The organism is Flavobacterium anhuiense, from assembly GCF_900101855.1.
In the GTDB taxonomy this organism is placed as follows: domain Bacteria; phylum Bacteroidota; class Bacteroidia; order Flavobacteriales; family Flavobacteriaceae; genus Flavobacterium; species Flavobacterium anhuiense.
Map to the genome: position 1 here is coordinate 340169 of NZ_FMVC01000007.1, position 14790 is coordinate 354958.

Sequence of the window (14790 nt, forward strand, 5' to 3'; positions counted from 1 at the left end):
GCAAACATTCCTGCATTCTATGTTTAGTCTTTTCTTTTTAATAAACTATTCCCTACTGAGCTTTATTTCTATGCGAATATTTTCACCTTGCAATAAGATGAAAAAACCTAATCCAATAAAAACACAATTAATCCTCTAGCACCGTGAGCGCCAAGAACGAGAGATTGCTCAATATCTGCTGTTTTTGACGGACCTGCAATAAAAGTTCCAAAACCATATTCCATGTTTCCAATTCTTTGATACGCTTGCTGCATTGTTGGCACAAGATCTTTTTTATGAACTATAATAGCCAAATATTGCGCAATGAAAGGAGCAACACGCTGTCCTAAAATATCATCAGTAACCCAAAGTCCGCTGTTTTCTGCTACTCCAAAATGTGCTTTTACAACCGTTAATTCAACATCCTGAAGTGAATGTGGATCTACTGTTTTCCAGTCTAAAGAAGCAATCTCTGAAAGTTCTGGAAGGGTTGTAATCAGCCTTTTCTCAAGATTATAATTGGATTTGATGTAATTGATGATTTCATTATAATCTGCAACTTCTACAGGATCACCTCCAATGCCTTTCAGAACCGTTTTATACGTTTCTAACACATCAAATTGTTCTGAACCTAAAACTGTAAGATCTGGCAGTTCTGAAACCAAATCGGGTTGATTCAGTTTTATTCTTTTTAAAATTTCACCTTTACTACTCATCTCCTTTTGCTTTAGATTCTCTCGAATTTTTCTTGAACCATTCTCTAAAAGATTCTTCTGGAACATCTGGCATTTCTCGCTGATCATACCATTTGTTCATTTTATTATTGACCATTCCTGGAATATTCTTCATTACAAATCGCCCTGATTTACCGGCAATATTAAAAACGGTCGGATTTGCCAAAACGGTCGCCATTGTTTTCATCGCAATGGTTTTGGCTTTTGGCGTATGCCCTTCTTTTACCAAAACCTGACGCCATTTGTACAATTGATCATGAATATCAATTTTTACTGGACAAACATTGGTACACGAACCGCAAAGCGTACTAGCAAAAGGCAGATCGGCATTTTTGCTCATATCTAAATTTGGCGCCAAAATAGAACCAATTGGTCCTGCAACTGCATTGTGATAACTGTGTCCGCCGCTTCGTCTATAAACGGGACAAGTGTTCATGCACGCACCACAACGAATGCATTTTAGCGAATTTCTAAAATCTTCTCTTCCTAATTGCGTGCTTCTTCCGTTATCCACAATTACGATATGCATTTCTTTTCCGTCTCTTGGCTTCTTGAAATGGCTTGAAAAAGTCGTAATTGGCTGTCCTGTTGCGCTTCTTGCCAATAATCTCAGAAAAACACCTAAATGCTCTCTTTTCGGAATTAGTTTTTCAAATCCCATGCAGGCAATATGAACATCTGCTAAATGCGCGCCCATGTCGGCATTTCCTTCATTGGTGCAAACCACAAATTCTCCTGTTTCTGCAACAGCAAAATTGACTCCTGTTAAAGCTACTTTTCTAGTCAAAAAAGTATTTCTCAAACTCTGGCGAGCTGATTCTGTCAAATATTGCGGATTGAAATTTCCTTTTTCTGTACCTAAATGTTCGTGAAAAGTCTCGCTTACATCTTCTTTCTTTAAGTGAATCGCAGGAAGTACAATATGACTTGGCGGTTCTTTACGAAGCTGTACAATATATTCTCCTAAATCTGAATCAATTACTTCTATTCCCTTTTCGGCTAAGTAATCATTTAAATGGCATTCTTCTGTAAGCATCGATTTGGATTTTACCATCTGCTTTACATCATGTTTCGCCAAGATCGAATGTACAATTTCGTTGTGTTCTTTTGCATCAGCAGCCCAATGCACAATTATTCCGTTTCGTTGGGCATTCGCTTCAAATTCGACTAAATAATCGTGAATATTAGAAAGCACATTAAATTTAATTTGAGAAGCCGTTTCACGAAGTAGTTCCCAATCTGCTATTTGGTGCGCTGATTTATCTCTTTTAGCACGCACAAACCAAAGCGTTTCATCGTGCCAATTGACACGCTCTACGTCTTTATTGAACTTTGCTGCGGCTTCGCTGTGCGGTATTGTTTTTTCTGATGACATCTTATAAAAGTTGTTTTTACCATTAAGATATTAAGTAAATTAAGCTAAACTTTATGAACTTAATTTCTTTATGATTAAAAGAAAATTAAGTTTTTTAAAATCTCTTAAATCTCTTATTTTTTACTAAGAAATATTTAACCAAGCTTTATGAACTTAATTTCTTAATGGTAGAAAAAATTAATTTTCGAGTGAATTTAATATTTCAGCAATGTGAATGGTTTTAATTCTGCTTTTCTGCCTTTTTAGAATTCCGTCCAAATGCATTAGGCAAGACATATCACCTCCTGTAATATAATCCACATCATGACTTTCGTGATCTTTAATACGATCTTGCCCCATTTTTACCGAAACGGCTTCTTCAGTCACACAGAAAGTTCCTCCAAAACCACAGCATTCATCTTTTCTGGTTAGAGCAACCAAATCAAGGTCTTTTATACTGTGTAGTAGTTGTTCTGGTTTAGAGAAAAATGGTGCGTTTAATTCAGACATTTGCGAAAGCTTTAATCCACGCTGACCGTGACAGCTTACGTGCATTCCTACTTTATAAGGAAATCTTCCGTCAATGTGATCGATTTTTAAAACGTCGGTAATAAATTCGGTAAGTTCGTAAACTGTATTTCGAATTGCTGTCGCTTTCTCTTCTTGTTTTTCGTCATGCAAATGGTCTTTCACATGCAAAACACAACTTCCAGAAGGACAGACGATGTAATCAAATCCAGAAAAATTGGCAATAAAATTGGCATCGCATCCTTTTGTCAAATGTGCGTAACCGCTATTTGCCATTGGCTGTCCGCAGCAGGTTTGTCCCATCGGAAATTCGACATCACAACCTAATTTTTGGAGTAATTCGTAGGTTGCAATTCCTACTTTTGGGTAAAATTGGTCGACATAACAAGGTATAAAAAGTCCAATTTTCATATTGTAGTATTTAGTGTGTTGTTCATTAGGCGTGTACTGTAAATGTAAAAAATACGTTTCTCAGCAAATTTACAACATACAGACCGTTTTAACCTAATGTTTATAGAATTTCAAGTCAATTAAATCGTTCTGAATTGGTTTTGGATTCCAGTTTTGATGAATGGATAATGCTGCTCCCAATGCACTTGCCTGTGCCATCGAAGCCGCATAAACCTCAACATCTGGAAAAGCTTCTGCCAATAAATTCATATAAATCGAATTTTTACTGAAACCCCCATCCACAAAAATCTTTTTTACCGGACTGTTATGAATTACCAAATTGGTAGAAAAAACTTGTTGTTCTACCAAATCCAGCATCAATTGATGATAGGCTGTTTCGTAATCTTTGTAATATGAAAGCTCTCTTTTTTGAAAAGGACATTCTTTTAGAATATCAAAATCGTATTTTTTAGGATAGATAATCTGATAATTAAGAGCTCTTAAATTGGCTACAATTTTCTTATCAAAATAAACTTCTTTGTATGTATCAACTGGAACATTAAAATGCTTTGCCAAACGTTTGGTCTGTACTTCATGTTCGTTTCCTGCAAACAAACGCGCCGCTTTTACTGGCTTGTTTGTGTATTGCATATAGCAAAGGCAATCGTTTTGCAATTCGTCAAAAGTTAACGGTTTAGTATTGAAAGGATTTAGAGAAATACTCCAAGTTCCTGTTGACAATAAAACGAAGGGTTCTGTAAAATTGATTGTGTACGGAATAATTGCAGATGAACTATCGTGAAGTCCAACGCCAATGGCAAGATTATCAGCATTCTTGATAACGTCTTTACCATAATGTATCGGCGGAATTTTATCTAAAATACCTTCTTCTTTCAGCCATTTATGATATTTCATTTTTTTGAAATTCCATAAATTGGTATGACAGCCAATACTTGTAATATCAGCGTATGCCTCATTCGTTAAAAGAAAACTTAAAAACTGCGGCAGATGCAGGCAGTATTTCACTTTTTCGAAGATTTCTGGCTTTTCTTCTTTTAATCGGTAAATCTGCATTCCCGAATTTAAACTGCCCAAAACTGGAGAAGCTGTTTTTACAGCAAACTTTTTTTCTCCTTTGTATTTTTTATAAAAATCAGATTTTAAATCCTCTGGATAATCTTTCAGATAATTATACAGAGGAGTTAAAACTTTTCCGTTTTTGTCTATATAAACAAAACTGGCTCCGTAAGTGCTGAAATTGATGGCTTTTAAAACATAATCTGTGAGCTCTTTTATTTCAGATAATCGATCTAAAATCCAGTTTTTCAGTACTTCGATATCTTCGCAAGGAAAACCATCTTCATCTGTGGTTTCATCAAGATTAACCGATTTCTCCCAGACAATTTTGTAATTTTCGTTAAATAAAAAAACCTTTTTGTTTGTTTTGCCAATATCAAAAATCGCAACTACATTCATTTTTTTTTAATTGTAAATTGTTAATTATCAATTGTCAATTGATAATTGATAATTATAAGCCCGTTGCTACTGTTTTTAAACCTCTTTCGTCAATTAGATTTTCCCTAACTTGAAGCGAACGATATAATGCTACTGGATTTAATGCTGCGCCAGAACGAAGACGAGCTTCAGCTACCAATGCGCGAACATCTGTACGGAAAGCATTCTGAAGAATTTCCTGCGCTTTTACCACGTCATTTTCTTCTTGAGCTTGTTCTAATGCTTTTCTATCAACAGAAAGTGCTTGTGCGTAAGCAATCATAATCGCTTCAACAGATTGCAATAAATCTTCTAATGGATCTTTGATATTGTGAGAAGCATCAATCATCCAGCCTAAATCTTTAGCATGATTCATTCCTCTTGCGTCCATTCCTTCTACCAATTCATTAAAAATCAAGAATAATTGATATGGTTTTAATGCGCCTGCTGTTAAATCGTCGTCTCCATATTTTGAATCATTAAAATGGAAACCTCCTAATTTGTTTTCCATCAATAATAAAGAAACAATCTGCTCGATATTGGCATTTGGTAAATGATGTCCTAAGTCTACCAAAGTCTGCGCTTTGTCTCCTAATTTTTTCACATACGAATAAGATTGTCCCCAATCTGCAACAGTTGTTGAATAAAAGTTAGGTTCAGCACATTTGTATTCTAAGAATAATTTCCAATTTGAAGGTAATGCATCGTAGATTTCCTCTAAACTTTCTAAGGTATTTTGATACGCTTTTCTAAAATTTAATTGTCCTGGAAAATTAGAACCGTCTGCCAGCCAAACTGTCAAAGACTCTGATCCTAATTCGATTCCGTGTTTAATTACTTCTATGTTGTGAGCAATTGCCTGTTTGCGGACTGCTTTATTCACGTTTTGTAAAGAACCGTATTTATAAGTATGCTCAGCGTTTGCTTGATCTTGAAATGTGTTCGAATTCATCGCATCAAATTTCAATCCGTGCTGTGCCGCTAATGTTTTTATTTCATTATAATTTGTTGGAATATCCCACGGAATGTGAAGTGAAATTGCGCCAGAGGCACTGTTAAGTTTATGAAGCAAACCAACATCTTCAATTTTCTCTTCTAATGAACGAGGCTCTCCACCACCAGCGAAACGTCCAAAACGTGTTCCTCCAGTTCCTAAGGCCCAAGATGGAATTGCAATTTGAAAATCGATTAATTTTTGAATAATCGCTTCTGTATCATTTATTTCTGATGCCGTAAAAATTAGCTTATTTTCGTGTTTTTTAATTAAATCCCCGTTATGAGAATCGATGTGGTTTGATGAGATTAACATAGTTATTTATCTTTTTATAGAGTTTACAATATATAAATTTTATACGTTTAGTATATTTTTTTAACACGTAGTGCCGAAATTTCGGACACGGATTTTACGGATTCGCCTTCTAAATCTTAGTGTATATTAAATATTTTTTGAACTTATAAATTTCACAGTAGCCAAACTCTGGTTGTACTTCACTTTTTTGTTAAGTTTTGTTTGTTAAAGCGAATTGTTATATGCTAAAAAAATCTAACGTTCGAAAGAATTCGAACGCTAGACCACAAAAAACCACTTTTGCTTAAACAAACTTATATAAAAACCTAAACAATCTTTATCTATAAAAGCCCATTGCAACGCCGCCGTCTACGTTTAAGGCGTTTCCTGTAGATTTATTTAGGAAACCTCCAACAAAAGCGAAACAAGCATTTGCGATATCATCAGGCAATATGATTTCATTTAATAACGTACGTTTTGCATAGTAAGCCGGAAGTTCTTCAACTGTAATTCCGTATGCTTTTGCACGACCTTCTGCCCATCCTCCAGACCAAATGTTTGAATCTGAAATTACAGCATCAGGATTTACTGTATTCACACGAATTTTGTCAGCTCCAAGTTCTGCAGCCATTAAACGTGTTAAGTGCGCTTGAGCCGCTTTTGCTGAACCATAACCAGGATTGTTCGGACCAGCCACAACAGCATTTTTAGAAACAATATTTACGATATCACCTCCAAAACCTTGCTTGCGCATTACTTCGATTCCGGCTTTAGAAACAATAAATTGTCCTTTAACCAAAATATCGTATAATCTATCCCACTCTTCAAGAGTATGTTCTGCGATAGATTTAGAAATGCTGATTCCAGCATTATTCACCACAATATCAACACCTCCAAAAGCTAAACAAGCTTCGTCCAATGCTTTTTCTGTGCTTACTTCGTCCGTAACATTCAATAAAGTGCTAGAAACTGCATCTTTTCCGAATGCTTTTACAAACTCTGCAGATGCACCTTGTAAACGCTCTTCATTGATATCGTTAATTACCACACAAGCTCCTTCTTGAGCAAATTTTTTCGCAATAGCTTTACCAATTCCGCCCGCAGAACCAGTTATAAGAGCTACTCTTCCAGACAATGCTTTTGGTTTTGGCATACGCTGTAATTTTGCTTCTTCCAATAACCAATATTCAATATCAAAAGCTTCTTGGTGTGGCAATGACGTATATTCTGAAACGGCTTCAGCGCCTTTCATTACGTTTACCGCATTGATATAATATTCAGATGCTAAACGCGCCATTGTTTTATCTTTAGCAAATGTAAACATACCCACTCCCGGATATAAAATAACCACTGGGTTTGGGTCACGCATTGCTGGTGAATTTGATTTTTTACATGCATTGTAATAGTCTTTGTACATCGCACGGTATGCTTCGAATGCTGGCTGTAATTTTGCTTTTACAGCTGCAACATCAGATAAATCTTCGTTTGGATCTAATTCTAAAACCAAAGGACTTATTTTAGTTCTCAAGAAGTGATCTGGACAAGAAGTTCCTAATGGAGCTAATTTTGAAAGATCATTAGAATTAATGAATTCTAAAACTCTTGCATCGTCTGTATAATGACCAATCATTTGGCGCTCTGATGAACAGAAACCTCTTAAAATCGGAGCTACTTTTGCTGCTTTCAATTTACGATCTGCCTCTGGAAGACTGTCAATTTTCTTTCCTCCAAAAACTGGACGCGTTTTTCCATAATTATCTTCTAAGTAAGAAGCACATTTCTCGATTACTTCCAGCGTATTGATATAACTATCAAACGCAGTATCTCCCCAAGTAAATAAACCATGAGAACCTAACATGATGCCGCGTAGTTTTTTACCTTTTTTTTCTGCTTCTTCTAAACAAGCTCTCAACTGAAGACCAAGATCAAATCCTGGGCGCTGCCAGCCTACCCAGCCAATTTCTCCGTTGAATAATTCTTCTGTGATTTTCTTTCCATCTTTTGCAGCAGCGATTGCAATTGCCGCGTCTGGATGTAAGTGATCAATATGTTTGAATGGAAGAAAACCATGTAAAGGCGTATCGATAGAAGGCGCTTTTGACGCTAAATCGAAAATACAGTGGTTGAATAATTCTACCATTTCATCTTCAAACTCAATACCTCTGTAAACATTTTCAAGATTACGAAGTCTGTCCAAATACAAAGCTGCACAACCTGATTTTGTCAACGTTCCAATGTCACCGCCAGAACCTTTAATCCACATTACTTCAGAAGATTCTCCAGTAAGAGGATCTTTGTCTGTAATTTTTACAGAAGTGTTTCCACCACCATAGTTGGTCAATCTTAAATCAGCCCCTAGCAAGTTAGAACGATAAATAAAAAGCGCTACTTCATCACCTGCTAATGCTGCTGCCTTAGCCTCATCCCAAAGGTAGCTTACATGCTTAAAATTCATATTATTAATTGTGTTTGTATTCGACATATAGTATTTTAAATTATTTCTTGTATTTATAATGAGTTACCAATTCCTACCAAAACGATTGCAAGCATAATAAGCCCAATTCCCCAGAAAAAAGTTCTTAATGTTTTTTTAGAAACTCCTTTCCATTCTTTCAAATAAAATCCCCAAAAATTTGCCGTTAAAATGATGGTTGCCATATGAAGAATCCATGAACTGGCACCATTTCCAAGTTTGCTTTCTCCCATTCCGTAAAAGAAAAACTGTAAAAACCACATGGTTCCAGCAAGAGCAGAAAACAAAACGTTTTTTGTTATTGGAGTAGATTTGTCGGTATAATTTTTAATTGATTTGTTTTTAAAATTCAAATAAAGACACCAGATAAAGTTGGTTGTAAGTCCTCCCCAAAGCAGCACAACATAAGTCACATTGTTTTGAAATAATGGATTTGCACCATTTATTACAGCATGTTCTGCCATTGATTTTCCTGCCTCAATTCCATAATTGAAGAATGAGCTTAAAATTCCTGAAATCACGGCTACAATAAGACCTTTTACTAAATTGAAGTCTTTGTCCTTATCTTCATGGCCAGTGGCAAAATCTTTCTCTTTCAGCATTCCTGCTTTTCCTGAGATTGCAATTCCAATCAGATACACTACAACTCCTATTAAAACCAGCTGTCCGCCAGAATTAGAAAGCATATGAGAGAATGATATTTTCCCTTCAGTCGGAACGATATCATAATAAATTGACGGAACTAAAGCTCCAAATGCAGAACAAAATCCTAAAGTAATGGAGTTTCCCAAAGACATTCCTAAGTAGCGAACGCCCAAACCATAAGTTAAACCGCCTATTCCCCAGATTAAACCCATTGTAAAAGTGAAAGTTTTTATTGATGGAGAAGCTGCTGCAATAATTTCAGTAAAATTTGGAATCGTTAAGTAAGCTGCAATTGGCGGAACAATCAGCCAAGAGAAAAATCCGCCCACAAGCCAATAGCTTTCCCAAGCCCAATCTTTCACCTTTTTAAAAGGCATATAAAAACTACCCGAAGAAAATCCTCCGATAGAATGAAAAATGATTCCTAATAATGATTCCATATTATTGTTTTTGGTTTAGGTTAGGTTTGTTAGTATTTGGTTTTGTAAAATAAGAGAATGTCAAAAAGAAAACTGTCCTGTACTATCCTTTACGGATTTCATATTTTTTGTTAAAACTAAAGATTATTAGAAATAAGGGCTTGCAATTATTGGGTAAATAAATTTAAAATGGCTATTTTAGCAATCGATTTCGTAATTATTAATTCTTCATTTGGGTTAAAATTCAGAAATCATAAAAAAAAGATTACAAGCCTTGTCAATTTCTCTTTTTCATTATGAAAATGATTCTGCTTAACAGATTCTTTTTATAGAAGAGATTTTTTTAAATTATTTAGAATTAAAAAAGAGTCACGTTGAAATACGAGACAGATTTCCTGAAAAATGAACATGATTAAACTTATTAAAATAGATGAAGATTCTCGAGTTCCTAAATACAAACAGATTGTTGACTCTATACTTCAAAACATCGCTAACGGAAATTTAAAAATCAATCAAAAAATTCCTTCTATAAATAGTTTCAGCGAAGAGTTTTATATGTCTCGTGATACTGTTGAGAAAGCTTATAACATTTTAAAAGAAAGAAAAATCATTTCTTCGATTAGAGGAAAAGGCTATTATATTACCCGAACAAAATTAGAATCTAAAGTCAATATTTTGTTTTTGACCAACAAATTGAGTTCTTACAAAATGAAAACCTATAGTTCATTTATTGATACTCTAGGAGCCAACGCTCATGTTGATCTTCAAATTTACCACTGCGACGAAACTTTATTTTTGAATATCTTAGATAAGTTTGAAGGAGCTTACGATTATTATGTAATTACAACGCACTTTAAGACAGACGAATTAAGGCATTTAAGTTTTACTGATGATGTGGTAAGCGCCATAAAAAAAATTCCGCAAGAAAAACTGGTTATTTTAGATAATATCAAATTAGGAACTGGAGATGACGTTATTAAGATTTATCAGGATTTTGAAAATGATATTTATAATGCCTTAAAAGAAGGTCTTTCTAAAATAACCAAATACAAACGTTTAATTCTCGTGTACCCTGACAAAGCCGTTTATCCTTATCCAAGACGAATTTTACACGGATTTAGAAAATTCTGTGTCGAGCACGAAATTAATTTTGAAATTCTAAGTGAGGTTTATGATGATATGATTCTTAAAAAAGGAGATTTATTTATCACCATTGAAGAGTCTGATCTAGTAAATTTAATGAAGCAGATTCGTGATGAAGAATTTGTTTTGGGAAAAGAGATTGGCGTCATTTCTTATAACGACACTCCGCTAAAAGAATTATTGGGTATAACCGTAATGTCTACCGATTTTAATATTATGGGAGAAACGGCGGCGAGAATGATTCTGAACAAAGAAAAAGCACAGGTAAAAGTTCCTTTTAATTTTATTGACAGGAATTCGATTTAAGATACTAAGATGTTAAGTTTTTTAATCTTAGAGTCTCAGAAACTTAGAGTCTCAGAACCTTAGCATCTTATTTTTTATCATACGGAATGTACTGATCCCATTCCCATGGCGTATAAGTGTCTTTTATTCCTGTTTCCAGTAAATATTTCATTATTTCACCTGTTTTATAGCTGTTAGACATAATCAGCATACCGATGCCTTTGTCTGAAAATACAATACTATAATTTTGGAACCCTGATCCCTGACCTTCTTTAAAGGCACCATATCCATAAGGTGATTTTACTATCCCCCAGCCTAGGCCATACGAAAGCTCTGTTTTATCATTCCAATTTCCGTCTTCTAACGCTCCTGGTCCAAACTGATTTTTGGAACGAATACGAATCTGCGGACTGAACATTTCTTTATATGACTTAGCGCTAAGTATTTTTTTGTTTAAAACAGCCGTTATAAACTTACTATAATCCTCAATCGTAGTTTCTAGCGTTCCCGCTCCTCTTGGCGCGTTGTCTTTGTCTTTTTCCTGGATCTTTCCATCATTATCATATCCATAGGCAAAATCTTTTTCGAATTTTTCTTGCCAGCGATAACTTGAATTAGTCATTCCCAACGGTTTGAATACTTTTTCTTGAGCCAAATCTTCTAAAGTTCTTCCGGTAATTTTTTCTAATACCACCTGAAGATAAGTAAGTCCTTCTCCCGAATAACTATAGCGGGTTCCAGGCTCAAACTTAATTTTCAGTTTTTCATCCGGCTCAAACCATCGCCAATTCGGCAATCCCGATGTATGGTCTAGACACATTCTGGCAGTAATCTTTTTATATTCGGGATACGATTTCAATTCCTTAAAATCTTCATGCCATACTTTAAAATCATAATCGTATATAGGTTTAGGAAGATAATCCTGAAGCGGTTTATCTAAACTTATTACCCCTTCGTCAACCAATTTCAAAACCAAAACAGCAAATACTGCTTTGCTCAAAGAAGCTCCATAAAGATTGGTCTGCAGTTCTAATTTCTTTTTAGCCTCGACGTTACCAAAACCAAAAGTTTTGGTGTATATAGGTTTTTTAGAATTAAAAACTGATATGGCTAATCCTTTTACGTCGGCTTTAGCCATAAGATTTTCAATTGTGGCTGTCAAACTATCCGACGAAATTGTGCTCCCATCGAGTCTTTTTATTGTGGAATTCTGTCCTTGAACAGAAATGATAGTCATAAAAGAAATAGTTAAAAAAAGATTTTTCATGATTTGGTTCAGTATTAAGAATTACTTCTGCTTTACATCAAACTCTATTGAACGGCATTTTTATGCAAAAGGGCTTGATAATAAGTCGAATAAAATGATTAGGAATTTTATGATTAGTTTAAATACCATTTTTTATTATATTTCAGTCCTATAATCCCACAAATATATTCGCCATAAAAGCATAAGACAATACTGATAAATAACCATTTTTATGAAAAACATAAAAGATGATTTAAGCAAACAGCTTTTAGAGCAAAAAAACTCGGGCACTTTGCCTATGCAGGATTTAAAAGCATTTCAGGAAATTGCACAGAAATTTGCTGATTTAGAAAACGGGATTGCTGTCCTAAGCGATTTGTATAATAACAAAAGTTATATTTATTCTGGAAAAATTTCCGAAGAACTTGGTATTTTTAAAAAAGATCAGGTACAGGAAATTGAGAGTATTTGGGAAGAAGAACTTTTTGGCAAACTAAATGCTGATGACGTATTGCAAAAATATCTTTTAGAACTTCATTTTTTTCAGTTTATAAAAACCATTCCTGTGGAGGAGCGAAAAGATTTTTGCGTAATCAGCAGATTAAGAATGAATGATAAAACGTCTGGGAAATCTTTGCAGCACAAAATGTTTTATTTTTCAAATGATTATGAAGATGTAGAATTAGCGCTTTGCCTTTATAATTTTGATTTTTCTTTAGCTTTACAATACGAAGGTGCGATTCTAAATACGGCGAATGGAAATATCGTAAAACAAAACGAAAAAGAGAATGAATTTTTTCTTTCTGCAAGAGAAAAAGAAATCCTTAAAATGCTTCAGGCAGGAAAGCAAAGCAAAGAAATAGCTGCTCTACTTTTTATTAGCATCAATACTGTGAGTCGCCATAGGCAAAATATTCTGGAAAAAATGAAAGTTAACAATACGGCAGAGGCATGCTCAATTGCTACGAAACTAAAGTGGATATGATTTTTTTAAGTCGCTAACTTGCTAAGGTTTTAAGATGCTAAGTTTTTTTTCCTTCCTTCATTATGAGTTATAAAAAAACCCCGCTTTATAGCGGGGTTTAGTTGTATTATTTTTTTGATTCTTCGATAGAAACTTTTCTAAACTCTTTTAAAAGTTTTTCAATTTCCAAAGTCGATTTACGTGCTCTTGGTCCAGCAGCTTTAATTCCTTTTTCAGTCAAAGATTCAGCTTCAGCTTTGAATGTTTCAATTTCGGCGTTGATTTTTACTAATAAATCTTTCATGCTTATATATTGTTAAATTAAGCCACAAAAATAAAAGTTTGTGTGATAGTTACAACAATTTTGCTGTTAAATTTAATGCAGTTTTTCATTCATTTTCTTTACAATAAATTGACTTCCTTTTTTTCTAAAATGCCAGCAAACACAACGCATTAACAATCAAATACTTACTCTAAAAGTGTTTTTATAACAACTGTTTTAGTACTCCGTAGAAAGTATAAAATTAAAAGTAACTTTATTCAAAAAGATGGCCTATACCTCTTCTATTTGTTAATTTTTGGAGCGTAAAAAATCCTCAAAAAAGGAAAATTTACTCAATAAGAGTTTTATTGAGGTACATATTCTTTAAAACAAATACGTCAATAATGCTTTTATTAATCTTAGTTTTTATAGATTCAGATTTTCAAAATCTAAAATTGCTTAATCACACTTTTACATCTTATCTGCAAGATCTAAAAATGTGTTTTTAAAATTAATACTTTTAGTAAACCAGTTATTATTTGAAAATACTTTATTTCAACATTTAGTTTTGCAGAAAGCTGTTTTTCTAAGAATTAATCAAAAAATGAAAAAGCAGGATAAAAACAACATTTTATCCCGCTTTGAAAGTACCATTTCTATTAAATGTACGAGTGAAAAAATATAAAAAATAAAATAAATTACATCAAAAAGTACATTGCCTTGTAATATTCCTGAAACTTTCGGTAAGAAACATTTGGCGGTAATAAACTTTTTTTAATTGTATTAGAATCCAATTTATTATCAAAAAAGGCCTTTAATTCCTTTAAAATTTCAGTTCTAGTTTTTGATTCATCAAACAAAATAAAATTATTTGTTCCTTCCAAAAACGATAAACTTCTATAGAACTGTAAATTAAATAAGCAAACTAAAACGTTGGATCCTCTTTTCTCCTGCGACAGAAAATTAAGCAATTCGTTATGATTATGTATTACAAAAACAATCCGATCAGATTCTGTGGTTACCGTTTTGTCAAAAAAAGAATTTTCCACAAAATCGAACTCTTCTTTAAACCTTCTTTTGAACATCCTTAAGAAAATCCCCTTGCTGTCAAATACTAAAACTTTTTCCTTCTGCATCTCTCCTATTTTTAAAAATATTACAAACTTACATCGGTAAAAAATTAGTAATAACCCTAATATGCCATAAAACTGACACTATAAGGTTAATTTTAAACTTTTATGATGTGTATGACATTCTGTTCAACAAAAGTCAACAGCTCTTCCATTTTTCTACAATCTTTTCTGGAAATAGAAATAATATAATTGTTTTGCTCTTTTATGTATAAAAACAAAAAGTTTTTAGTCAGAATTGCTTTTTCAATTGTCGCCCATTTATGCGTTAATCTTCCTAAAGGAAATCTAATGCAGAGCTTAGAATTAGTAAATACAAACTTATATCTGCTATTTAGATTCTTAAATCTCAATAATCGCTTTGCTATCTGAAAAGTAATTCCTGAAACGGCATCTACAAAGGAATTTTCGAAAACGACAAAAAAAACAATTATGCCCAGACTTCTTATCAACCAG

General features: G+C 33.8%; 12 protein-coding genes. 2 read left to right on the top strand and 10 right to left on the bottom strand.

The annotated features are described in order from the left end of the window. Positions 1–107 precede the first annotated feature (107 nt). The 7 genes from BLP44_RS18990 to rhaT all read right to left on the bottom strand — a co-directional run bounded on the left by BLP44_RS18990 (position 108) and on the right by rhaT (position 9325). Positions 108–695: a LutC/YkgG family protein gene (locus tag BLP44_RS18990; RefSeq protein ID WP_091135211.1), complete on the bottom strand. Its 588-nt coding sequence runs from the start codon at positions 693–695 to the stop codon at positions 108–110. Then, positions 688–2088 (bottom strand): lactate utilization protein B, encoded by a 1401-nt coding sequence (locus BLP44_RS18995; protein WP_091135213.1) that lies wholly within the window; start codon positions 2086–2088, stop codon positions 688–690. Before BLP44_RS18995 ends, BLP44_RS18990 begins: the two co-directional genes overlap by 8 nt. A 177-nt stretch (positions 2089–2265) precedes the next feature. Continuing rightward, complete coding sequence (locus tag BLP44_RS19000; RefSeq protein WP_008467628.1) at positions 2266–3006, bottom strand: (Fe-S)-binding protein; 741 nt, start codon at positions 3004–3006, stop codon at positions 2266–2268. 93 nt (positions 3007–3099) lie between these two features. Further along, on the bottom strand, positions 3100–4461 hold the full coding sequence (locus tag BLP44_RS19005) for an FGGY-family carbohydrate kinase (RefSeq protein WP_091135215.1): 1362 nt from the start codon (positions 4459–4461) through the stop codon (positions 3100–3102). 52 nt (positions 4462–4513) lie between these two features. Beyond that, on the bottom strand, positions 4514–5788 hold the full coding sequence (locus BLP44_RS19010) for a sugar isomerase (RefSeq protein ID WP_008467630.1): 1275 nt from the start codon (positions 5786–5788) through the stop codon (positions 4514–4516). Positions 5789–6104: 316 nt separating this feature from the next. Continuing rightward, entirely contained in the window at positions 6105–8249 is a 2145-nt protein-coding gene (locus BLP44_RS19015) for a bifunctional aldolase/short-chain dehydrogenase (RefSeq protein WP_091135216.1), read from the bottom strand. A gap of 26 nt (positions 8250–8275) precedes the next feature. Continuing rightward, the gene (gene rhaT / locus BLP44_RS19020) at positions 8276–9325 is read right to left on the bottom strand and encodes an L-rhamnose/proton symporter RhaT (RefSeq protein ID WP_008467632.1); all 1050 of its coding nucleotides are present in this window, start codon (positions 9323–9325) and stop codon (positions 8276–8278) included. A gap of 387 nt (positions 9326–9712) precedes the next feature. Between rhaT and BLP44_RS19025 the strand changes: the two genes are divergently transcribed. After that, positions 9713–10753: a GntR family transcriptional regulator gene (locus tag BLP44_RS19025; RefSeq protein ID WP_091135316.1), complete on the top strand. Its 1041-nt coding sequence runs from the start codon at positions 9713–9715 to the stop codon at positions 10751–10753. A 67-nt stretch (positions 10754–10820) separates the two neighbouring features. Here BLP44_RS19025 and BLP44_RS19030 read toward each other — a convergent pair whose 3' ends face one another. Further along, positions 10821–11999, bottom strand: coding sequence for a serine hydrolase domain-containing protein (locus tag BLP44_RS19030; RefSeq protein WP_091135218.1), 1179 nt, complete (start codon positions 11997–11999; stop codon positions 10821–10823). 211 nt (positions 12000–12210) lie between these two features. Between BLP44_RS19030 and BLP44_RS19035 the strand changes: the two genes are divergently transcribed. After that, a complete protein-coding gene (locus BLP44_RS19035; RefSeq protein WP_008467638.1) occupies positions 12211–12963 on the top strand; it encodes a response regulator transcription factor in 753 nt (250 codons plus the stop codon). A gap of 106 nt (positions 12964–13069) precedes the next feature. Here BLP44_RS19035 and BLP44_RS19040 read toward each other — a convergent pair whose 3' ends face one another. Both BLP44_RS19040 and BLP44_RS19045 read right to left on the bottom strand, forming a co-directional pair. Continuing rightward, on the bottom strand, positions 13070–13246 hold the full coding sequence (locus BLP44_RS19040; RefSeq protein WP_008467640.1) for a histone H1: 177 nt from the start codon (positions 13244–13246) through the stop codon (positions 13070–13072). Between the two features lie 656 nt (positions 13247–13902). Continuing rightward, on the bottom strand, positions 13903–14340 hold the full coding sequence (locus tag BLP44_RS19045) for a hypothetical protein (RefSeq protein ID WP_008467641.1): 438 nt from the start codon (positions 14338–14340) through the stop codon (positions 13903–13905). Between the last annotated feature and the right edge of the window lie 450 nt (positions 14341–14790).

What these genes read in the sequence shown, in the direction of transcription:
- BLP44_RS18990 (WP_091135211.1), bottom strand. Translation starts at nt 695, where the DNA reads ATGAGTAGTAAAGGTGAAATTTTAAAAAGAATAAAACTGAATCAACCC.
- BLP44_RS18995 (WP_091135213.1), bottom strand. Translation starts at nt 2,088, where the DNA reads ATGTCATCAGAAAAAACAATACCGCACAGCGAAGCCGCAGCAAAGTTC.
- BLP44_RS19000 (WP_008467628.1), bottom strand. Translation starts at nt 3,006, where the DNA reads ATGAAAATTGGACTTTTTATACCTTGTTATGTCGACCAATTTTACCCA.
- BLP44_RS19005 (WP_091135215.1), bottom strand. Translation starts at nt 4,461, where the DNA reads ATGAATGTAGTTGCGATTTTTGATATTGGCAAAACAAACAAAAAGGTT.
- BLP44_RS19010 (WP_008467630.1), bottom strand. Translation starts at nt 5,788, where the DNA reads ATGTTAATCTCATCAAACCACATCGATTCTCATAACGGGGATTTAATT.
- BLP44_RS19015 (WP_091135216.1), bottom strand. Translation starts at nt 8,249, where the DNA reads ATGTCGAATACAAACACAATTAATAATATGAATTTTAAGCATGTAAGC.
- rhaT (WP_008467632.1), bottom strand. Translation starts at nt 9,325, where the DNA reads ATGGAATCATTATTAGGAATCATTTTTCATTCTATCGGAGGATTTTCT.
- BLP44_RS19025 (WP_091135316.1), top strand. Translation starts at nt 9,713, where the DNA reads ATGATTAAACTTATTAAAATAGATGAAGATTCTCGAGTTCCTAAATAC.
- BLP44_RS19030 (WP_091135218.1), bottom strand. Translation starts at nt 11,999, where the DNA reads ATGAAAAATCTTTTTTTAACTATTTCTTTTATGACTATCATTTCTGTT.
- BLP44_RS19035 (WP_008467638.1), top strand. Translation starts at nt 12,211, where the DNA reads ATGAAAAACATAAAAGATGATTTAAGCAAACAGCTTTTAGAGCAAAAA.
- BLP44_RS19040 (WP_008467640.1), bottom strand. Translation starts at nt 13,246, where the DNA reads ATGAAAGATTTATTAGTAAAAATCAACGCCGAAATTGAAACATTCAAA.
- BLP44_RS19045 (WP_008467641.1), bottom strand. Translation starts at nt 14,340, where the DNA reads ATGCAGAAGGAAAAAGTTTTAGTATTTGACAGCAAGGGGATTTTCTTA.